This window comes from Pseudomonas sp. H1_A03, from assembly GCF_054685145.1.
This window is the reverse complement of sequence record NZ_CP162829.1, coordinates 1,953,933-1,973,707: the sequence shown is the minus strand read 5'-3', so window position 1 is coordinate 1,973,707 and position 19,775 is coordinate 1,953,933. Positions and strand designations below refer to the sequence as shown.

At 61.2% G+C, this 19,775-nt stretch carries 17 protein-coding genes; 16 read left to right on the top strand and 1 reads right to left on the bottom strand.

Going from position 1 to position 19,775, the window contains the following annotated elements:
- The first annotated feature begins 32 nt into the window (after positions 1 to 32).
- From AB4O35_RS08995 to AB4O35_RS08955, 9 genes are all read left to right on the top strand, one after another.
- Positions 33 to 1,238 (top strand): bifunctional cobalt-precorrin-7 (C(5))-methyltransferase/cobalt-precorrin-6B (C(15))-methyltransferase, encoded by a 1,206-nt coding sequence (locus AB4O35_RS08995; protein ID WP_065945528.1) that lies wholly within the window; start codon positions 33 to 35, stop codon positions 1,236 to 1,238.
- Positions 1,235 to 1,960 carry a cobalt-precorrin-6A reductase gene (locus AB4O35_RS08990; RefSeq protein ID WP_065945529.1) on the top strand — a complete coding sequence of 242 codons (726 nt, stop codon included), beginning with the start codon at positions 1,235 to 1,237 and terminating at the stop codon, positions 1,958 to 1,960. The genes AB4O35_RS08995 and AB4O35_RS08990 overlap by 4 nt, the downstream gene beginning before the upstream one ends.
- A 56-nt stretch (positions 1,961 to 2,016) precedes the next feature.
- Positions 2,017 to 2,349 carry a type II toxin-antitoxin system RelE/ParE family toxin gene (locus AB4O35_RS08985; RefSeq protein ID WP_058423566.1) on the top strand — a complete coding sequence of 111 codons (333 nt, stop codon included), beginning with the start codon at positions 2,017 to 2,019 and terminating at the stop codon, positions 2,347 to 2,349.
- Between the two features lie 5 nt (positions 2,350 to 2,354).
- Positions 2,355 to 2,678, top strand: a complete 324-nt coding sequence (locus AB4O35_RS08980; protein ID WP_049710234.1) for a helix-turn-helix domain-containing transcriptional regulator — start codon at positions 2,355 to 2,357, stop codon at positions 2,676 to 2,678.
- A 416-nt stretch (positions 2,679 to 3,094) separates the two neighbouring features.
- On the top strand, positions 3,095 to 3,490 hold the full coding sequence (locus tag AB4O35_RS08975; RefSeq protein WP_065874302.1) for a DUF2946 domain-containing protein: 396 nt from the start codon (positions 3,095 to 3,097) through the stop codon (positions 3,488 to 3,490).
- A gap of 47 nt (positions 3,491 to 3,537) precedes the next feature.
- Positions 3,538 to 4,020 carry a copper chaperone PCu(A)C gene (locus AB4O35_RS08970; protein WP_049710236.1) on the top strand — a complete coding sequence of 161 codons (483 nt, stop codon included), beginning with the start codon at positions 3,538 to 3,540 and terminating at the stop codon, positions 4,018 to 4,020.
- A gap of 11 nt (positions 4,021 to 4,031) precedes the next feature.
- On the top strand, positions 4,032 to 4,421 hold the full coding sequence (locus AB4O35_RS08965) for a DUF2946 domain-containing protein (RefSeq protein WP_065909658.1): 390 nt from the start codon (positions 4,032 to 4,034) through the stop codon (positions 4,419 to 4,421).
- A 93-nt stretch (positions 4,422 to 4,514) separates the two neighbouring features.
- The gene (locus AB4O35_RS08960) at positions 4,515 to 6,584 is read left to right on the top strand and encodes a TonB-dependent copper receptor (protein WP_065945530.1); all 2,070 of its coding nucleotides are present in this window, start codon (positions 4,515 to 4,517) and stop codon (positions 6,582 to 6,584) included.
- A 115-nt stretch (positions 6,585 to 6,699) separates the two neighbouring features.
- A complete protein-coding gene (locus AB4O35_RS08955; protein WP_065945531.1) occupies positions 6,700 to 8,082 on the top strand; it encodes a PepSY-associated TM helix domain-containing protein in 1,383 nt (460 codons plus the stop codon).
- An 18-nt stretch (positions 8,083 to 8,100) separates the two neighbouring features.
- Here the strand turns inward: AB4O35_RS08955 and AB4O35_RS08950 are convergent, their stop codons facing one another.
- Entirely contained in the window at positions 8,101 to 12,708 is a 4,608-nt protein-coding gene (locus AB4O35_RS08950; RefSeq protein ID WP_065889068.1) for a DUF4329 domain-containing protein, read from the bottom strand.
- A 316-nt stretch (positions 12,709 to 13,024) separates the two neighbouring features.
- Between AB4O35_RS08950 and urtA the strand changes: the two genes are divergently transcribed.
- From urtA to ureA, 7 genes are all read left to right on the top strand, one after another.
- Positions 13,025 to 14,290 (top strand): urea ABC transporter substrate-binding protein, encoded by a 1,266-nt coding sequence (gene urtA / locus AB4O35_RS08945; protein ID WP_065874307.1) that lies wholly within the window; start codon positions 13,025 to 13,027, stop codon positions 14,288 to 14,290.
- Positions 14,291 to 14,432: 142 nt separating this feature from the next.
- Entirely contained in the window at positions 14,433 to 15,935 is a 1,503-nt protein-coding gene (urtB, locus tag AB4O35_RS08940) for an urea ABC transporter permease subunit UrtB (protein WP_065879924.1), read from the top strand.
- Positions 15,935 to 17,002, top strand: a complete 1,068-nt coding sequence (gene urtC / locus AB4O35_RS08935) for an urea ABC transporter permease subunit UrtC (protein WP_065945532.1) — start codon at positions 15,935 to 15,937, stop codon at positions 17,000 to 17,002. Before urtB ends, urtC begins: the two co-directional genes overlap by 1 nt.
- Positions 16,999 to 17,832: an urea ABC transporter ATP-binding protein UrtD gene (urtD, locus tag AB4O35_RS08930; protein WP_175402997.1), complete on the top strand. Its 834-nt coding sequence runs from the start codon at positions 16,999 to 17,001 to the stop codon at positions 17,830 to 17,832. Before urtC ends, urtD begins: the two co-directional genes overlap by 4 nt.
- A 12-nt stretch (positions 17,833 to 17,844) precedes the next feature.
- The gene (gene urtE / locus AB4O35_RS08925) at positions 17,845 to 18,543 is read left to right on the top strand and encodes an urea ABC transporter ATP-binding subunit UrtE (RefSeq protein WP_049710245.1); all 699 of its coding nucleotides are present in this window, start codon (positions 17,845 to 17,847) and stop codon (positions 18,541 to 18,543) included.
- 30 nt (positions 18,544 to 18,573) lie between these two features.
- On the top strand, positions 18,574 to 19,413 hold the full coding sequence (locus AB4O35_RS08920) for an urease accessory protein UreD (protein ID WP_065945534.1): 840 nt from the start codon (positions 18,574 to 18,576) through the stop codon (positions 19,411 to 19,413).
- 59 nt (positions 19,414 to 19,472) lie between these two features.
- Positions 19,473 to 19,775: an urease subunit gamma gene (ureA, locus tag AB4O35_RS08915; RefSeq protein WP_003171437.1), complete on the top strand. Its 303-nt coding sequence runs from the start codon at positions 19,473 to 19,475 to the stop codon at positions 19,773 to 19,775.

Below are 19,775 nucleotides of genomic sequence, written 5' to 3'. Positions count from 1 at the left end.
CCTGCCCGTCGGATGTCGTTCAAGGAATTCATATGTCGCCCTGGCTGACGGTTGTAGGCATCGGTGAAGACGGCTTCAAGGGGCTGGGCAGGAATGCCCGGCATGCCCTGTTGCGCGCCTCGCGGATTATAGGGGGTCAGCGTCAGTTGGACCTGTTGCCCGTGTGTATTCGTGGCGAGCGCGAGTTGTGGCCGAGTCCGTTTTCGCTGGAACCGTTGCTGGCGCGGCGCGGGGAACCTGTGTGTGTGCTGGCAAGCGGCGACCCGATGTTTTATGGCGTGGGAGCGAGTTTGGCGCGACAGGTGGCGGTGGATGAGTTGCTGATATTGCCGGCGCCTTCGTCGGTGTCCCTGGCGGCGGCGCGGCTGGGCTGGCCGTTGCAGGAGGTGGTGACGTTATCCGTGGTGGCGCGGCCGTTGGCGGCGCTGAATGCGCATCTGGCCAGTGGTGTGCGGTTGTTGGTGTTGAGTAATGACGGTCGCAGCCCTGCGTTGATTGCCTCGTTGCTGGCTGAGTCCGGGTTCGGGCCGAGCCGGTTGAGCGTGTTTGAACACTTGGGCGGCACGGATGAGCGGCGTCTCGACGGGCTGGCGCAGGCGTGGGGCCACAGCTTGGTCGCTGATTTGAATCTGGTCGCCATCGACTGCCTGGCCGACGCGAATACTGCGCGCCTGTCGCGCCTCGCCGGCCTGCCGGATTCGGCGTTCAAACATGACGGCCAACTGACCAAACGCGACGTGCGCGCCATGACCCTCGCCCGCCTCGCCCCGATGCCCGGCGAACTGCTGTGGGATGTGGGCGCGGGCAGCGGCTCCATTGGGATTGAATGGATGCGCGCTCATCCGAGCTGCCGTGCAGTGGCGATTGAAGGCGATGCGGGCCGCCAAGGCCTGATCGAACACAACCGCGACGCCCTTGGCGTGCCTGGCTTGCAACTGGTTCGCGGCAAGGCGCCCGATGCGCTTCTCGGCCTGGAAGCACCGGACGCGATCTTCATCGGCGGCGGCGTTACTCGCGAAGGCGTGCTCGACACCTGCTGGCAACACCTGCGGCCTGGGGGGCGATTGGTCGCCAACGCAGTGACCCTGCAAAGTGAAATGACCCTGACGGCTTGGCGCGCGCAGCACGGCGGCGAACTGACGCGCATCCATGTGGCTCAGGCTCAGCCGCTGGGGGAATTCGATACCTGGCGCCAGGCGTTGCCGATCACCTTGCTGGAAGTGGTCAAGCCGCTATGAAGCGCATCCTGCTGCTGGGCGGCGTGACTGAAGCGCTGGCTATCGCACGGACCTTGGGGCCGGAGCATATCTACAGCTTGGCCGGCGTTGGCCGCGTGCCTACTGATCTGACCTGCCAAGTGCGGGTCGACGGTTACGGTGGCGCTGAGGGTTTGGCGCAGTTTGTTCGGGATGAGGCGATTAGCTTGATTCTCGATGCGACTCATCCGTATGCGGCGCAGATCAGCCGCAATGCCGCCGAGGCTGCGCAGTTAAGCCATGTGCCGTGCTGGGCGTTACGCCGACCGGCATGGCAGCCGCAGGCGGGGGATGATTGGCGCGAGGTGGGTGATTGGACCTCGTTGATCGAAGCGCTCAAACCCTTCAAACGCCCATTGTTCACGTTGGGGCGTGAGCCGTTGCAGCACCTTGATGAAATCCCGCCGGAACAGTTCTGGACGTTGCGTGCGCTGGATGTGTATCCGGGGAATGAGCGGTGTGAAGTGATCGGCGCACGCGGACCGTTTCTGATTGAAGACGAACGGGCGCTATTTGAAAGACGGCAGATCGATGTGTTGATCAGCAAGAACAGCGGCAGCAGCGCAACCGAGCCGAAGTTGGAGGTGGCGCGGGAGCGCGGAGTACCGGTGTTGGTGTTGAAGCGGCCCGTGTTGGCTCAAGTAGATCGGGAACTCTTGTCGCCTGATGAAACACTCATCGCGTTGGCAAATTTCATTCGGTAAGTCAGGATCGCTCGCTTGCTTGATTAGTAACCTATTTGTTACCTTCAGGACGGCTAATGATTGAGATTGAAGAATACCGACGCGATAACCAGTCCAGCCCGTTCGATGAGTGGTTTTCATCCTTGAGTGTGCCGGCAGCCACCAGAGTTTCCACCGCTTTGGTTCGACTTGAAATGGGCAACACCAGCAACATCAAGTGGTTCGATGGGTTGGGCGAATACCGCATCGACTGGGGACCAGGCCTGCGAATCTATCTGATACAAGAAGCCCACCGACTAATCATCCTTTTCGGTGGTGGCGACAAGTCCAGTCAAAAGCGCGATATCAAAGTCGTGAAGTCGCTGATCAATGAACATCAGCGTGACAAGAAATTGAAACAACAGAGGTAACCGACATGGCGCTCACCCGCAGCTACAAACACACCATCGCCGAACGTGCTCAGCGCGACCCTGAATTTGCCCAGGCTCTCCTTGATGAGGCTGCTACGTTGTTTCTAAATGGTGAGCCGGAAGTTTCACGTGTCATTCTGCGTGATCTGGTCAACGCCACAGTAGGCTTTGAAGGCCTTGCGAAAGAAACGGCCAAACCGAGTAAAAGCCTGCACCGAATGCTGTCGGCCAGTGGCAATCCAAGCATGGATAACCTCGCGGCAATTTTTGCGGTGATTAGAAAAGCCCTGGGTGTTGATATGCAGGTCCACGGAGTTCCCACTGCATAATTTGCGGCCCTACGTCACCCATTGTGTCGACGCTGTCGACACAATGTAGTGAGCGGGCTTGTCCCGCGCTGGGCTGCGAAGCGGCCCCAATAAGGCCACCGCGCTTTTCAGGTAACACGCGATGCCAGGTTTTAGGGCCGCTTCGCAGCCCAGCGCGGGACAAGCCCGCTCACTACAAATTGCTCTTAAGCCATTAAAAAATGCGCAGATCCCGATGCCATCGCAGGCAAGCAAGCTCCCACAGGTTTGCGCAGCACCTTGAGCATCGCGCCCAATCTGCAAAAATTGGCAATCCGTGGTTCCCGTCTATCCTGTAACCAGTCACTGCGACACCAAACCACACCCACCCTTTTTACTTATCCCCACCGATCAGGCTAAATACCCCCCTGATCGTTTAACCCTACGGATTGTCCGCCATGGCCCGTCAACGCTTTGCAATCGCCTGGATCGCCTGCCTTGCAGTGCTGTTCAACGCCTTTGCCATGCCGATGGCCAGTGCGATGCAGCAAGCCGATGATCCGGTCAAGAGACTGCTCTGGGGCAGTTTCTGTTCCTCCAATGGCGCCAGCCTGAAGACCATTGCCCTGGGCACGCTGGAAATTCCGGCGCCACAACAGGACGATCACTCCACCATGCAGCATTGCTGGTGTTGCTCAGGCTCGGCGCCGTTGGTGGCGTTGCCGGGGCATGTGCCGCAGTTGTATGTCACGCGGTTCGAGGCGGTGCAAAACCTGCCGCAGCCCCCACTGCAAAACCCTACCCCGCGCCAGCAATGGCCGAGCCTCAACCCCCGTGCCTCTCCAACGGTCTGATCTTCTTCGCAAGTGAACTGCGTTTAGAACCGTTCTGGAGAACTGCCATGCTCAAATCTTCCCTGCTTCTGGCTGCGTTGTTGCTGCCGGTGTTCAGTGCTGCCAATGCCGATGACTACAAGGCCGGCGACCTGTTGGTCAGCGATCCCTGGTCCCAGGAATTGCCGCCCAACGCGCCGACTGTTGCGGCGTACTTCGTGATTCATAACACCGGTGCTACCCCGGACCGTCTGCTCAGCGTCGAGACGCCAGTGGCCGACAAGGCCGAGCTGCATGAGCATGTGATGCAGGGCGACCTGATGAAGATGCAGCAGGTGCCCAGCGTCGCCGTACCTGCAAAAGGCGAGCTGACCTTTGCGCCGATGGCGTATCACGTGATGCTGCTCGGCCTCAAAGACCGCAGCCTGTTGGCCGACGGCAAGCAATTCCCGCTGACCCTCACCTTCGAAAAGGCCGGCAAGGTCGAGGTGGAAGTGTCGGTGCAGAAGGTGCCGCCAATGGCCACACACGAGCATAAACACGCCCAATAGGCAGACTCCAGATGGGCGCCCCTCGCGCCAGGCTGTCTCCACGCCACCGCGTAATGCGCGGCAGTTGGATCAGCCTGTTCGCCATGCTGATGATCTTTATCGGTCCGCTGATTTCCCAAGCGATGCCGATGGATCATCACGCCGGCATGTCGATGGAAATGCCGATGGACCATGGCGATTCCCATCACAAAAAGGCCGCTGACGAACACCACGCCCTCTGGTCCAAGTGCGGCTATTGCGACCTGCTCTACAGCTGCCCCGCCCTGCCTGGCGGCATTTCAACGTTCACCCTAAGCAGCCCGGCACCTGCCAACGCCCTCACCGCCGCCACGCGCCTGGGCCACGCCCGGCAGAGCATCTTCCCCGGCGCCCGCAGTCGCGCGCCGCCCATCGCCTCGTAAGCACTTAGCACCGTTACTTCACCCCGGCCGACTTTAGACAGACAGCCGCAGGCTGCTGGCCGTGTTGTTTACGATTGATTGATGGAATTTGTCATGTCCAGGTTTTCTGCTGACACCCGTTTGGGAAGCACTCCTGTGTTCGCCGTTCTATGCGGCGCTCTTCTGGTTCCACAGGCGCATGCCGATGAGCACGCCGAGCACGAGCTCACCCCCACCGTCATCACCGCGATCGCCCCCAGCTCGCCGCTGACCGTGGTCACCAACCCCAAGGACCCGCGTCAACCGGTGCCCGCCAGTGACGGCGGTGACTACCTCAAGACCATCCCGGGCTTTGCGCTGGTGCGCAACGGCGGCACCAACGGCGACCCGGTGCTGCGCGGGATGTTCGGCTCACGCCTGAATATCCTCACCAATGGCAGCATGATGCTCGGCGCCTGCCCCGGCCGTATGGATGCGCCCACCTCGTACATCTCGCCGGAAACCTACGACAAACTGACCGTGATCAAAGGCCCGCAAACCGTGCTCTGGGGCCCCGGCGCATCCGCTGGCACCGTGTTGTTCGAGCGCGAGCCGGAGCAGTTCGGCGAGTTGGGCACGCGCCTCAACGCCAGTGTGCTGGCCGGTTCCAACGGACGCTTCGACAAGGTCATCGATGCCGCCGCCGGTGGGCCGCTGGGCTATGTACGTGTAATTGGCAACCAGGCGCATGCCGATGACTACAAGGACGGCAACAACGACACCGTCGCCTCGCGCTACGACAAGTGGAACGGTGATGTAGCCGTCGGTTTCACCCCCGACGCCGACACCCTGCTGGAACTCACCGCCGGCCGTGGCGATGGCGAGGCACGCTACGCCGGGCGCGGTATGGACGGCTCGCAGTTCCTGCGTGAAAGCCTGGGGCTGCGCTTCGAAAAGTCCAACATCGGCGACGTGCTGGATAAGGTCGAGGCCCAGGTCTACTACAACTACGCCGACCACGTGATGGACAACTACAGCCTGCGCACGCCCTCCGGCACCGGCATGATGGCTGGGCCGATGGCCTCCAACGTCGACCGCCGTACCCTCGGTGCACGGATCAAGGCCACTTGGCGCTGGGCCGATGTGCAACTGATCAGCGGCCTGGACGCGCAGACCAACGAACACCGCCAGCGCAGCAGCATGGGCATCGACACCTACAAGGATCTCCCCAAGGTCAAGGACGCCAACTTCCACAACTACGGCGTGTTCGGCGAACTCACCTGGTACGCCGCCGACCGTGACCGCCTGATCACAGGCGCACGCCTGGATCGCGCCTCGGCCAAGGACTTCAGGCAAACCACCGGTTCCGGCATGAGCGCCCGCGCCAACCCAACCGCCGATGACACCCGCGCCGATACCCTGCCGTCCGGCTTTATGCGCTATGAACACGACCTGGCCGACAGCCCTACCACCCTCTACGCGGGCCTGGGCCACTCGGAGCGTTTCCCGGATTACTGGGAGCTGTTTTCCCCCAACACCGGCGCGGCGGGTTCGGTGAATGCCTTTGACGGCGTAAAGCCAGAGAAAACCACCCAGCTCGACTTCGGCGCGCAATACAAAGCCGAGGCGCTTGAAGCCTGGGCCTCGGGCTACATCGGCCGGGTGCAGGACTTCATCCTGTTCGACTACAGGCCAGGGATGATGGGCACCACCTCACAGGCGCGTAACGTCGACGCTCGCATCATGGGCGGCGAACTGGGCGCGGCGTACAAACTGACGCGCCATTGGAAGGCCGACGCCACCCTCGCCTACGCCTGGGGCAAGAACAGCAGCGACGGCAGGGCGCTACCGCAAATGCCGCCGCTGGACGCACGCCTGGGCCTCACCTACAGCGAGGACGACTGGAGTGCTGGCGCCTTGTGGCGCGTGGTCGCCGCGCAGAACCGCATCGATCAGAACAAGGGCAACGTGGTCGGCAAGGACTTCGACAAGAGCGGCGGCTTTGGCGTGTTCTCGTTGAACGCGGCGTACCGCATCAACAAGCACTTCAAGGTCAGCAGCGGCGTCGACAACCTGTTTGGCAAGGCCTACGCCGAGCACTTGAACCTGGCCGGCAATGCCGGGTTCGGCTACCCGGCCAATGACCCGCAGGCCATCAAGGAGCCTGGTCGCACCCTGTGGACCAAGGTGGACATGAGCTTCTAAAAGCATCGCAGGCAAGCCTGCTCCCACAGGCGAAATGCATCCACCTGTGGGAGCGGGCTGGCCCGCGATAGCGGCATACCTGACGACAAAAATTAAAGCCTTTGCGGAGCACCTGATGACCACTCAAAAAATTTCCTTCTACAACCTGGCCTGGCGCTGGCACTTCTACGCCGGCCTCTTCGTCGCGCCTTTCATGGTGCTGCTGGCCCTCACCGGCATCATCTACCTGTTCAAACCCCAGCTCGACCCGCTGATGTACGGCAACCTGCTCACCGTACCCGCCGCCGAACACGCCCTGAGCGCCGACGAACAACTGCAACGCGCCAAGGCCGCTTACCCTCAGGGCGCCATCAGCAAATACCTGCCGCCGGCCAACGCCACCAGCAGCGCGCAGTTCGTGATGCATAACGGCGGCCACGAAGTAACGGTCTTCGTCGACCCGTATCGCGGCACCGTGCTCGGTGAGCAGGACGCCAAATACAACCTGCAAGCCATCGCCCGCGCGCTGCACGGTGAGCTGATGATCGGTACCGTCGGCGACCGCCTGGTGGAACTCGCCGCCGGTTGGGGCGTGATGCTGGTGGTGTCGGGCCTGTACCTGTGGTGGCCGCGCGGCAAGTCTTCGGCAGGCGTTTTGTGGCCGCGGTTCAGCAGTCGTGGCCGGGTGTTCTGGCGCGACATGCATGCGGTCACCGGCTTCTGGGGCGCGTCACTGTTGCTGGTGATGCTGCTCAGCGGCATGACCTGGACCGGCTTCTGGGGCAAGCAATACGCCGACCTGTGGAACAGGTTCCCGGCGGCCATGTGGAACAACGTGCCGCAGTCCGACCAGCAGGCGCGAGCACTCAATACCGCAACGCAACAGACCGTGCCCTGGGCCATGGAAAACACCCCGATGCCGATGTCCGGCGACCACGCCGAGCACATGAATCACGGCGCGATGCACTCCGCGCCGGCCGCGCCCACCTTGCGCCTGCAACAGGTGGTCGACCTGGCCACCGCGAGCAAGGTCGAGCCCGGCTACAGCATCACCTTCCCCACCACCGCCGAAGGCGTGTTCACCGTTGCGGTGTTCGCCAACGATCCGCGCAACGACGCCACCCTGCATGTGGACCAGTACACCGGCAAGGTGCTCGCCGATGTGCGTTGGGAGCACTACAACCTGGTCGCCCGCGCCACCGAAACCGGCGTGATGCTGCACGAAGGCAAGATGTTCGGGCCGATCAACCAGATCATCGTGTTGCTGATCTGCCTGATGATCCTGCTCAGTGCCGTCAGCGGTGTAGTGATCTGGTGGAAGCGCCGGCCACAGGGCGGCCTGGGGGTTCCGCCGTTACGCCATGACCTGCCGAGATGGAAAACCGCGATGGTGATCATGCTCGGGCTGGCGATCATTTTTCCGCTGGTGGGTGCATCGCTGATCGTCGTGTGGGCGCTGGATCGCCTGGTGCTGTCACGCTTTTTTGGCCAGCATCAATCGGTCTCAGGTTCACGATGAAGCGCACAAACGCCGTCATCAAAGCTCATCTTTTTGATGGCCATACCAGGGCTCGCCTACATCCGGATCTATCGCGGCCCATTCATCACCCAACGGCCCACGTTTTCTCCAGAACGTATCAGTGACCAGCACCGACAGGCTGCCCAGTTGCCTCAAACGACTGACCAGCGCACTCGGGGAAGGCGCTGGCCGGGCACTGAGTATCGTCGACTCGGCCGCCGTCAGCGCCGGTATGTACTTGAGCAGGGCACCATGCTGGCAGGACAGGTAAATACGCTCGGCGTCGGGCTGGTTACTCAGCACCACAGACAGGTAGCGGTTCAGTACGTCGCTGGAGATAAAATTAGGTAACAGGACGAGGTCAAGCGGCTTGAGATTGGGCTTCGACGGGATGGACTTGTAGAAGGCATGCACCGCCGCAACTTTGTAATTGCGCAGCACATTCTCAGCCGGTACGTCGAACCCGGCATGCCCCATCCAGAACAGCAACTCCAGCGTACTGTTACCAAAACCGGGGCTGTCCTCCACGGGATCGATCGCGACAAACCCGGTCATTTTCGGAGGCATCAGCACCGCGCCTAGGTACGTTTTACCGGCAAAGGGCGCGATCAATCGCTGAGCGTAACGGGCTGCGTCATCGGCATAAAAAAACAACGGCCCGCAAAATGAATGGAAATGGGGGTCGGCAGTGAACGAATGCGGCGGCCGCTTGGGCCACCATAGCGTCGTGACCTGCTCCTTGCGCCCCCATATTTCACTGGTGACCCGGATGCGCAAATCCCCCATGGCTGCCAGCCGGCGCACATAGTCGAGTACGGTTAACGAGCCCTCGCGCAGTCGCGCCGAATCGTGGCTCACATTGCTTGCCCATTCGGACACGGGCGCGCTCTTGGGCACGGTATACCAAAGCAGTGCACGGTCAGCGCATAGCAGGTACAGCGGCAATGCCTCGCCGTTGCGTGGCGTCGTCATGAATGACAACGCTTTGGAGATGGCCGGCGGCGCAAAGAAGTGCTGGGCCATTTCATCGTCAGCGGCAGCGATGGTTTCGGTCGACGCGCACAAGTACAAACCCGCCAACACATAGCCTTGGGGTAGTTGGCCCTTGACAAAGACCGGTTTCAAATCGTCATAACGGTCTCTGACAAGCGGCAGGGTCGTCATGTACAGCTCCTTGCCAAACGCCTTGAGCACATAACCGACGGCAACCTGAGCCTGTGCGTTCCAATTACGGTAGACATGCCGAACCGCATCGAGTGCGCGGGTAAAGATCGGGCCGCACGGTGAGTCGGCTTCAGCATCGCGCACCTCCAATGGGCCAGCGCGGTACTGATTCGGCACAAACCCGATTTGTATCCGTCTGGGACTGCCCCACACTGCATTGCCTTCCACCACACGCAAATTGCCGGCCCGTGCCACTTGATCGATAAATGCCTGCGGTAGCAGTGCTCCACTGCGCAGTTGTCGTTCGATGGGGTTATCACTCAAGTCGCCAGCGCCAGGGGTTGTAGCGACCAACTTGTTTCTCAACAGCGCTTCCTCGACATCGCCCGTCAACTGATAACTGAGGATCGTGCCATTTGGCCCGAACACATACTGGCGTTTAACGTGCGCTTCACGGGTCAGCAGCCTGCCCAAAACCGCCGTGGGGATCATGCTTTGATAAAGGACTTTTTGAGAAGCCGACAACAGTATCTGCACCTCCTGTTCCATCCGGGACTGGTAGAAAGCCGCAAGGGTCGCGCCCCCTGGATAGAGGCCAGTCGCAATCACGGGGTCAGGGTAGATCCACTCCAGTGTTGGGCCTTGAGCCGGGACCAGCAACGGTTCAGTTGCCACAAACAGGCCATTGGTCAGCCTGAGGATGACGCCACCGTAGGTCCGGCGCTGCCTGCTGCCGACCGCAACCGCGGCATGGCGTGCCGCATCATCCGGTGAGGCAAACGCCGGGCTCAGGCGTCGAGGCGTCAGCGTTTCATAGCCACTCCACGTCGGCTTGACCTGCCCGCTCCTATCCCAGAGCTGACTGCCGCGCACCACGTAAAGCATGCCCTTGGCGATCCATTCCTGAACAAACTCCAACGCCGTTTTCTTGCCGGACTCCAACTGCGTGCTTGCGATCCCCAGCACGTTGTCCGCCAGGCCTCCGGCTTTCACGTCGATCAATGATGGCTGATAGCGCAAAAGCGCACCGTCAAGGTTGGAAAAGTAAACCGGCAGACTCTGCGCTCTACCGCGCAGGCCTTCGGTCAACGCGACCAGCAACACTTCCGGCGTAACAAAATACTGCGTCAACCACGCATTCGCCCCCTTCAGCCACGGCGGCGACCAATGCTGCGACCGGAACAAGGCGTGCATCTCATAGCCCTCGGGCAATATCGGTTCATTACGTAGGTTGCGAGCGAACAAGCGATTGAACTCAAACAGCGCACCTGCGTTGACGGCGCCCACCGCTTCGGTCGCAATGTACTGCGGCAGGTCTTTATGCTTAAGGATGTACGCATAGCAGGCCGGCTCGGGAACTGTGCGTTCCTGCAAACGCGCATGCAGGTTACGCGCAGCATCATCGCCACTGGAGAACACCGCACTATAGAGGACGTAATCGAGTGGTCCGAACCTGGGTGCATAGGTGAAGTTAGGCGACCAATCACTGTAGACAACCCCACGTGGGCCCCACAACGTGTTGCCCTGGATGATTTTGAACTCCCCTGCAACCGCCAGTCGCCGCACCCAATCAGCCGGCCTGATCACACCGCGATCGAGTCGCCGCCCGAGTCGGTTCTCCCCGGCCGGAGGGCCAATATTGGCCAGCAGCAACTGTTCCTGAGGCGAATTGGTCGGCGCGTACTCCAACAAACAATCCTGCGCCCCGGACAGGTAGGCCACCCGTTCATCCGAGATGATCGAGTACATCTCGTCATCGGAAAACACTTGCAGGTTGATCAGCGCTTCTTCCTGCGTCCAGCCACGTTGCATGACCCAGTTCGGATGGACCATCGACAGCGCCGTATGCGAGCCGTAGCGTGCGTGCAGCTCATAATCCTCCATCGGGATCAGCGCCCCTTGGTCACCCACGGGAAAAAACAGCGTGGACGAAAACGGATGTCCCATGCTTTGCAGGGGCGGCGTGACCACGAAACGGCCGTCTGCCCCCTTGAGCACATACCCGCCGTAATAGAGGCTGCGTCGGCTGCCGATTTGTTCATGGGCGTGCAGAGCCGCATCACGAGCGCTGAGAAACGAGCGCCCAAAGGCCTGCGGATACTTCGGGGCCAACAGCGGCGAGTGCGTATCCACGCGCCCAACATCACGCCATAAGTTACCCGCCTGCACCACCCACAGCTCAGTGGCTTGGATCACCCTGCGTAAATAGTTGCGCGGTGTCAGCGTACCGGCGACCAGTGCAGCCTGGGCGCCGTTGTCACTGATTAGGCCGTCGCTATCTGGCTTGAACAGCTCGGTGACCAGTGCTGTCGACGGCACCTTGAGCTTGAGCAACGCGTCGTCATGGGCACGCATGTAGAGGTCAAGACCGCGGCTGGGGTTTTGCAGGGCCAGCGTACTTTGCCCCTGACGAATAGCGGCCACCACTTGTGCAGGAGAAAAGAACGCGCTGGCCAGCCAGCGCTCTTTCGCCGCCACGGCATCCTTCTCGTACCAGTCTTTGAAGTAAATGGCCTCCAGACGATACTGGGCAGGCAACACCAACACGCCGCCAGGCCCCTTTGGAAACAATGCATCCAGCGCAAACAAAGGCTCACGCTTGGGCGACGCGATGGTCGCGATAAAACGGTCTTCGCTGATGTGCTTGAGCACAACGCCAACGCGCGGCTCCGTAGGCTGTGCCGACGGTGAAGAGAGCGCTGCCGCCAGCGCCAACGGCGCCTGGGCAAAGACGGCAGTGAACAGTGGCTGCTCGGTCAGCGCTGACGACGAAAAAGGTTCGAATACCACCCAATCGGCCGGTACTCGGCCAACGGAGCCGCCCCACAACGCGGTGGGCACAATCAAGCTCAAGGAGCCGAACGTGGCTATTTTTTTGACGAACTCATCAAACCCGCCATACACCCCCACCGGGCTATTGGGCGGCTTCCCAGCCTGCACCCACAAGGCAAAACTGAATTCTGCCGGCGTACCGGAGGGGGTATGGCGGATCAGCGAGCCATCCGGCCCGGACAAGTAGGACGATGGGAAAAAGTCGCGATCATGCACATCCCGGTAAAAGTCCGTGCTAGACAAAAAGCCCAGAAACGCTTTGGCCATGCGCTCATCAAAACTGGCGTTTCTTTGGAGAATCAACTCATGCTGCGCAGGGTGTGAGTGGTAGCTGGCGACACAGGTATAGCCCGCTGGCTGAAGATAGTAGCCATCGGCGCTGATGCCCAATACCGCGCGCAGATCAAACTGCATACCCGCCCCCGCCACCGGCTGGGTCGCGAAATAGTCACCGGCGGAACTGCGCACAATCACCCCACCGTACTCGACATCGCGCCGGTCGCCGATTGCCTGGTGTGCCCAGTAGGCGGCGTCCGCTTCATTCACAAACGCAGGGCTCAGCGGCGGCAGCTTGGCCGCCCCCCGGTTCGAACTCGCAGCGCGTTCTTCACGTGACAATCTGATAGCCATTTCAACTCCTTGAAAGAATGCCTGGGCATAGCGCCCGGCCCCTCATTCTTAGGGCGGGGCGCGTCTTTCAATCGGTAGATAAGTAGCCTGCGGGATCAGCGCTCACCGTTGTCCGGCGTTGGCAGCACGCACCATTACGGCACAGACCCGTGCCCACCCGCTGCAACCGGGAGCCACATTGGTGCGCTAGCAACCTTGCGCTACCCCGCCACGCCATCTGTTCAAGGCTTTTGCGACTTCGGCACACCCCTTGCTATCACCTCTGCAACGTCCCTCATCTGCCACCCATAAAAATATCGGTCACGGAGATCGCACCATGAAGCGTCGCAGCTTGATCAAGGCTTTCACTCTTTCGGCATCCATCGCCGCCATGGGCATGACCTGGACGATCCAGGCTGCCGAGACCATCAAGGTCGGCATCCTGCATTCGCTGTCCGGCACCATGGCGATCTCCGAAACGTCGCTCAAAGACATGGCATTGATGACCATCGACGAGATCAACGCCAAGGGTGGGGTAAACGGAAAGATGCTCGAACCTGTGGTCGTCGACCCGGCGTCGAACTGGCCGCTGTTCGCCGAGAAAGGCCGACAGTTGCTGACCCAGGACAAGGTCGCCGTGGTGTTCGGTTGCTGGACCTCGGTGTCGCGTAAATCGGTATTGCCGGTGTTCGAAGAGCTCAACGGCCTGCTGTTCTACCCGGTTCAATACGAGGGCGAAGAGATGTCGCCAAACGTGTTCTATACCGGTGCGGCGCCGAACCAGCAGGCGATTCCGGCAGTGGAATACCTAATGAGTGAAGAAGGCGGCAGCGCCAAACGCTTCTTCCTGCTGGGCACCGACTACGTGTACCCACGCACCACCAATAAAATCCTGCGCTCGTTCCTGCATTCCAAAGGCGTAGCGGATAAAGATATCGAAGAGGTCTACACCCCGTTCGGCCATGCCGATTACCAAACCATCGTGGCCAACATCAAAAAATTCTCGGCGGGCGGCAAGACCGCTGTGATCTCCACCGTAAACGGCGACTCCAACGTGCCGTTCTATAAGGAACTGGCCAACCAGGGTTTGAAAGCCACCGACGTACCCGTGGTGGCGTTCTCGGTGGGTGAAGAAGAACTGCGCGGCATCGACACCAAGCCGCTGGTGGGCAACCTCGCTGCCTGGAACTACTTCCAGTCGGTGGAGAACCCGGTCAACAAGAAATTTGTCGCCGACTGGAAAGCCTACGCGAAGAAACACAACCTGCCGGGCGCCGACAAAGCCGTGACCAACGACCCGATGGAAGCCACCTACGTGGGCATCCATATGTGGGCGCAGGCGGCTGAAAAAGCCAAGTCCACCGACGTCGACAAAGTGCGTGAAGCACTGGCCGGGCAGACCTTTGCTGCGCCGTCCGGCTTCACCCTGACCATGGACAAGACCAACCATCACCTGCACAAGCCAGTGATGATCGGCGAGATCCAGGCTGACGGGCAGTTCTCGGTGGTGTGGCAGACCCAGGAACCGATCCGGGCGCAGCCGTGGAGCCCGTACATTCCGGGGAATGACAAGAAGCCGGATTATGCCGTGAAGAGCAACTGATCCGAGGGGTGTCGGCACTTGAGTGCAGACACACACCCTGTGGGAGCTGGCTTGCCTGCGATGCAGACGACTCGGTTTGTCTGATGTACCGCTATCGCAGGCAAGCCAGGCTCCCACATTAGTTCGAGCAAGGCCCACGAATATGCCCACTGCCTTCTACCGCTTCATCCTGGCTACCCTGCTGTTGCTGCCTTTCGCCGCACACGCCAGCGACGCCGAAGACTTCCTGTCTGCCAACCCGACCCAACAAGCCAAGCTCCTGCAGGACTGGGCTGCGCAGCCTGACCCGGCGCGTATCGAGTTGGTGGACGCCTTGCAACAAGGCCAACTCACCGTCAACGGCGAGACCAAAACCGTCCGCCTGAACAACCGTCTGCGCGGCTTGATCGACAACGTACGGGCCAGCCAGCAACTGCTCGCCGCCGACCCCAAGGTGCGCCTCGCCGCCGCGCAAACCCTGCAAAAAAGCGCGCAACCTGCGCAGCTGAAATTCCTCGACCAGCAGGTCGCCGCCGAAACAGATGAGGACGTGCACACGGCACTCAGCCTGGCGTTGGCCAATCTGCAACTGGTCGACCCTGATCCCGTGGTGCGCCTTGCCGCTGTGCGCTTACTCGGCAACACCGGCGACCCACTGGCCCGCACCCGCCTTGAGGCGCTGCTGGCACCAGGCGTCGAAACCGATGCCGCCGTGCACACCGCCGCCGAAACCAGCCTGGCCCAGGTCAAACGCAAGTTGATGGTCGGCGAGCTCCTCGGCCAGGCCTTCAGCGGCATGTCCCTGGGCTCGATTCTGTTGCTGGCGGCCCTGGGCCTGGCGATCACCTTCGGCCTGCTCGGCGTGATCAATATGGCCCACGGCGAGATGCTGATGCTCGGCGCCTACTCCACGTATGTGGTGCAAATGCTGATGCAGCGCTACGTGCCGCAAGCCATTGAGTTCTACCCGCTGATCGCGCTGCCGGTGGCGTTTTTTGTCACCGCTGCCATCGGCATGGCGCTGGAGCGCACGGTGATTCGTCACCTGTACGGTCGGCCGCTGGAAACCCTGCTGGCCACCTGGGGCATCAGCCTGATGCTGATCCAGTTGGTGCGCCTGGTGTTCGGCGCGCAGAACGTCGAAGTGTCCAACCCCGAATGGCTGTCGGGCGGGATTCAAGTGCTGCCCAACCTCGTGCTGCCGTACAACCGCATTGTGATCATCGCTTTCGCATTGTGCGTGGTGGTGCTGACCTGGCTGCTGCTGAACAAGACTCGCCTGGGCCTCAACGTGCGTGCCGTGACCCAGAACCGCAACATGGCCGCGTGCTGCGGCGTACCGACAGGCCGCGTGGACATGCTCGCGTTTGGCCTGGGTTCCGGCATTGCCGGGTTGGGCGGTGTGGCGCTGAGTCAGATCGGCAACGTCGGCCCGGACCTGGGCCAGAGCTACATCATCGACTCGTTCCTCGTCGTGGTGCTCGGCGGCGTCGGCCAGTTGGCCGGGAGTGTCATGGCCGCCTTCGGGCTGGGCATCGCCAACAAGATTCTGGAACCACAGATCGGTGCCGTGCTCGGCAAAATCCTGATCCTCGCGCTGATCATTCTGTTTATCCAGAAACGCCCGCAGGGACTCTTCGCACTGAAAGGACGGGTGATCGACTGATGAACCAGCCATTGATGCTTACGGCCGCGCAAAAGGCCGGCCCCAAGGTGACGATTGCCGTCGGCGCAGTGATCCTGATCCTGCTGCTGGCGCTGCCGTTGTGTTCCTTGCTGTCACCGGAAAACCCGCTGCATGTGTCGGCCTACACCCTGACGCTGGTGGGCAAGATCCTCTGCTACGCCATCGTCGCCCTCGCGCTGGACCTGGTGTGGGGCTATGCCGGTATGTTGTCTCTCGGCCACGGTTTGTTCTTTGCCCTGGGCGGCTATGCGATGGGCATGTACTTGATGCGCCAGGCGTCCGGCGATGAGTTGCCGGCGTTCATGACCTTCCTCTCGTGGACGGAATTGCCCTGGTACTGGGTCGGCACCGAGCACTTCCTCTGGGCCATGTGCCTGGTGGTGCTGGCGCCTGGTCTGCTGGCACTGGTCTTTGGTTTCTTCGCCTTCCGCTCGCGGATCAAGGGCGTGTATTTCTCGATCATGACCCAGGCCCTGACCTTCGCCGGGATGCTCCTGTTTTTCCGCAACGAGACTGGTTTTGGCGGCAACAACGGCTTCACCAATTTCCGCAGCATTCTCGGCTTTGGGATTACCGAGCCGGGCACGCGGGCAGTGTTGTTTGTGGCAACGGTGCTGCTGCTGGTGGCGAGCCTGTACATCGGCTGGCGCCTGGCCAAGAGCAAGTTCGGTCGGGTGCTGACCGCCTTGCGCGACGCCGAGAACCGCCTGATGTTCTGCGGCTACGACCCACGTGGCTTCAAGCTGTTCGTGTGGGTGTTGAGCGCGGTGTTGTGTGGGTTGGCCGGGGCGCTGTATGTGCCACAAGTGGGCATCATCAACCCCAGTGAAATGTCGCCGACCAACTCGATTGAAGCGGCGGTGTGGGTGGCCTTGGGCGGGCGAGGGACGTTGATCGGCCCGCTGCTGGGCGCAGGGATGGTGAATGGCATGAAGAGCTGGTTCACCGTGGCCTTCCCGGAATATTGGCTGTTCTTCCTCGGGGCGCTGTTCATCATCGTCACCCTGTACCTGCCCAAGGGCGTTATCGGTCTGCTGAAGAAATGAGGAACGTAATGCTTGAACCTATTTTCGACGCAGGCAGCGGCCGCGATGCCATCGGCATTGGCCAGGCCGCCGGCAAGGGCCTGAACACCCGCCACGGCACCATCCTGACCCTGGAAGACATCAGCGTCAGCTTCGATGGCTTCAAGGCTCTCAACGATTTGAACCTGTACATCGGCGTCGGCGAATTGCGCTGCATCATCGGCCCCAACGGCGCGGGCAAGACCACGCTGATGGACGTGATCACCGGCAAGACCCGCCCCAGCCATGGCACCGCCTGGTTTGGCGAAAACCTCGACCTCACCGGTATGAGCGAAGTGCAGATCGCCCAGGCTGGCATTGGGCGCAAGTTCCAGAAGCCCACGGTATTCGAAGCCCTGAGCGTGTTTGAAAACCTGGAGCTGGCGCAGAAGACCGATAAATCGGTGTGGGCCAGCCTGCGCGCACGCCTGAGCGGTGAGCAGAAGGACCGTATCGATGAAGTGCTCGACATCATTCGTCTCACCGCTTCGGCACAGCGCCCGGCCGGCTTGCTGTCCCACGGCCAGAAGCAGTTCCTGGAGATCGGCATGCTCCTGATGCAAGACCCGCAACTGCTGCTGTTGGACGAGCCGGTAGCGGGCATGACCGACGCCGAAACCGAATTCACCGCCGAACTGTTCAAGCGCCTGGCGGGCAAGCACTCGCTGATGGTGGTGGAACATGACATGGGGTTTGTCGGCTCGATTGCCGACCACGTGACCGTGTTGCACCAAGGCAGCGTGCTGGCCGAAGGGTCGCTGGAGCAGGTGCAGGAAAATGAGCGGGTGATCGAGGTCTATCTCGGTCGCTGAGGAGAGTTGAATATGCTGCAAGTCGATAAGTTGCACCAGTATTACGGCGGTAGCCACATCCTGCGCGGGCTGTCCTTTGATGTGAAAGTCGGCGAAGTCACCTGCCTGCTCGGCCGTAACGGCGTAGGCAAGACCACCCTGCTCAAATGCCTGATGGGTCTGCTGCCCTCCAAGGAAGGCGTGGTGAATTGGGAAGGCAAGGCCATCACCGGGTTCAAGCCGCATCAGCGCGTGCATGCTGGGATTGCCTACGTGCCCCAGGGCCGGGAGATTTTTGGTCGGCTGACCGTGGAAGAAAACCTGCTGATGGGGCTCTCGCGTTTTCCGGGTTCAGAAGCCAAGGAAGTGCCCGCCTTCATCTACGAATTGTTCCCGGTGTTGCTGCAAATGAAGCATCGCCGTGGCGGTGACCTGTCCGGCGGCCAGCAACAACAACTTGCCATCGGCCGGGCCCTGGCCAGCCGTCCGCGCCTGTTGATCCTCGATGAGCCCACCGAAGGCATCCAGCCGTCGGTGATCAAGGAGATCGGCGCGGTGATCAAGAAACTCGCTGAGCGTGGCGATATGGCAATCCTGCTGGTCGAGCAGTTCTACGACTTTGCCGCGGAACTGGCCGATCAATACCTGGTGATGTCCCGGGGTGAAATCGTGCAGCAGGGCCGTGGTGAAAATATGGAAAGCGAGGGTGTACGCGGCCTGGTTACGATCTAACCTGTAGCGTCCTGACGATAAGCACACAACATGAACCTGCCCATTACTTCCGCCCTGTTCACCCCCAGCTGGCACGCCGAGCTGGAACTCGGCTACGCGCGTTTCGGCGACACCACGCGCCCGGTGATGCGTCGCCACCTCGGCCCGCTGTGCGTGCAAAAACACCTGTATGCCGAAGGCCCCGAGGTGTGCCAGCACATCATCGTGCACCCGCCGGGCGGGATTGCCGGTGGCGATCGCCTGGACATCAGCGCCCACGTCGGTGCCGGTGCCTGGGCACAGTTGACCAGCCCCGGCGCGGCCAAGTGGTACCGCGCCAACGGGCCGGCGTTTCAGCAGCTCGACCTCAGGGTCGAAGCCGGCGCGACGCTGGAATGGCTACCCCAGGAAACCATTGTATTCAGCGCCGCCCAGGCCGAACTCACCACGCGCATTGAGCTGCAAGGCGATGCGCGACTGTTCTACTGGGACGTGGTCGCCCTCGGTCGCCCGGCCAGTGGCGAGCGTTTTGACCTGGGCCACTTCCAGTCGCACCTGGATATCCGCCGCGACGGTCAGTTGCTCTGGCATGAGCGCCAGCGCATTGTGGGCGCCGACGGTTTGCTCGATTCACCTATCGGCCTGGACGGACAACCGGTGTTTGCCACGCTGTTGCTGACCGCTGATATTGACCCTGAATTACTGGAAACCTGCCGCGCCCTGCCCCACGCGGTGCGTGGCGATCTCACCCAATTGCCCGGCTTGCTGGTGGCCCGTTGTTTGGCCAGCGAAGCGCTGCTGGCACGGGGGTGGTTGATTGATTTATGGCGCGTGTTGCGCCCGGCCGTATTAGGCAGGGAAGCGGTATCACCGAGAATCTGGAGCACATGAAGATCCCACACTGGATCTCCATTGTTGATAAGAATGCTGTCTAAGAGAGACCTTGAACCATGGACCTGACCCCACGGGAAAAAGACAAACTGCTGATCTTCACCGCCGGCCTGGTAGCCGAGCGCCGCCTGGCGCGCGGGGTGAAGCTCAACTACCCGGAAACCATCGCCTACATCTCCGCCGCCTTGATGGAAGGTGCCCGCGACGGCCGCACCGTGGCCGACCTGATGCACTACGGCACCACCCTGCTCAGCCGCGAGCAGGTGATGGAAGGCATCCCGGAAATGATCCCGGATATCCAGGTAGAAGCCACCTTCCCCGACGGCACCAAGCTGGTCACCGTCCACCAACCCATCGCGTGA

What these genes read in the sequence shown, in the direction of transcription:
- AB4O35_RS08960 (WP_065945530.1), top strand. Translation starts at nt 4,515, where the DNA reads ATGTCCAGGTTTTCTGCTGACACCCGTTTGGGAAGCACTCCTGTGTTC.
- urtC (WP_065945532.1), top strand. Translation starts at nt 15,935, where the DNA reads ATGAACCAGCCATTGATGCTTACGGCCGCGCAAAAGGCCGGCCCCAAG.
- AB4O35_RS08975 (WP_065874302.1), top strand. Translation starts at nt 3,095, where the DNA reads ATGGCCCGTCAACGCTTTGCAATCGCCTGGATCGCCTGCCTTGCAGTG.
- AB4O35_RS08985 (WP_058423566.1), top strand. Translation starts at nt 2,017, where the DNA reads ATGATTGAGATTGAAGAATACCGACGCGATAACCAGTCCAGCCCGTTC.
- ureA (WP_003171437.1), top strand. Translation starts at nt 19,473, where the DNA reads ATGGACCTGACCCCACGGGAAAAAGACAAACTGCTGATCTTCACCGCC.
- urtB (WP_065879924.1), top strand. Translation starts at nt 14,433, where the DNA reads ATGCCCACTGCCTTCTACCGCTTCATCCTGGCTACCCTGCTGTTGCTG.
- AB4O35_RS08950 (WP_065889068.1), bottom strand. Translation starts at nt 12,708, where the DNA reads ATGGCTATCAGATTGTCACGTGAAGAACGCGCTGCGAGTTCGAACCGG.
- AB4O35_RS08970 (WP_049710236.1), top strand. Translation starts at nt 3,538, where the DNA reads ATGCTCAAATCTTCCCTGCTTCTGGCTGCGTTGTTGCTGCCGGTGTTC.
- urtA (WP_065874307.1), top strand. Translation starts at nt 13,025, where the DNA reads ATGAAGCGTCGCAGCTTGATCAAGGCTTTCACTCTTTCGGCATCCATC.
- AB4O35_RS08920 (WP_065945534.1), top strand. Translation starts at nt 18,574, where the DNA reads ATGAACCTGCCCATTACTTCCGCCCTGTTCACCCCCAGCTGGCACGCC.
- AB4O35_RS08995 (WP_065945528.1), top strand. Translation starts at nt 33, where the DNA reads ATGTCGCCCTGGCTGACGGTTGTAGGCATCGGTGAAGACGGCTTCAAG.
- AB4O35_RS08965 (WP_065909658.1), top strand. Translation starts at nt 4,032, where the DNA reads ATGGGCGCCCCTCGCGCCAGGCTGTCTCCACGCCACCGCGTAATGCGC.
- urtE (WP_049710245.1), top strand. Translation starts at nt 17,845, where the DNA reads ATGCTGCAAGTCGATAAGTTGCACCAGTATTACGGCGGTAGCCACATC.
- AB4O35_RS08980 (WP_049710234.1), top strand. Translation starts at nt 2,355, where the DNA reads ATGGCGCTCACCCGCAGCTACAAACACACCATCGCCGAACGTGCTCAG.
- AB4O35_RS08955 (WP_065945531.1), top strand. Translation starts at nt 6,700, where the DNA reads ATGACCACTCAAAAAATTTCCTTCTACAACCTGGCCTGGCGCTGGCAC.
- AB4O35_RS08990 (WP_065945529.1), top strand. Translation starts at nt 1,235, where the DNA reads ATGAAGCGCATCCTGCTGCTGGGCGGCGTGACTGAAGCGCTGGCTATC.
- urtD (WP_175402997.1), top strand. Translation starts at nt 16,999, where the DNA reads ATGAGGAACGTAATGCTTGAACCTATTTTCGACGCAGGCAGCGGCCGC.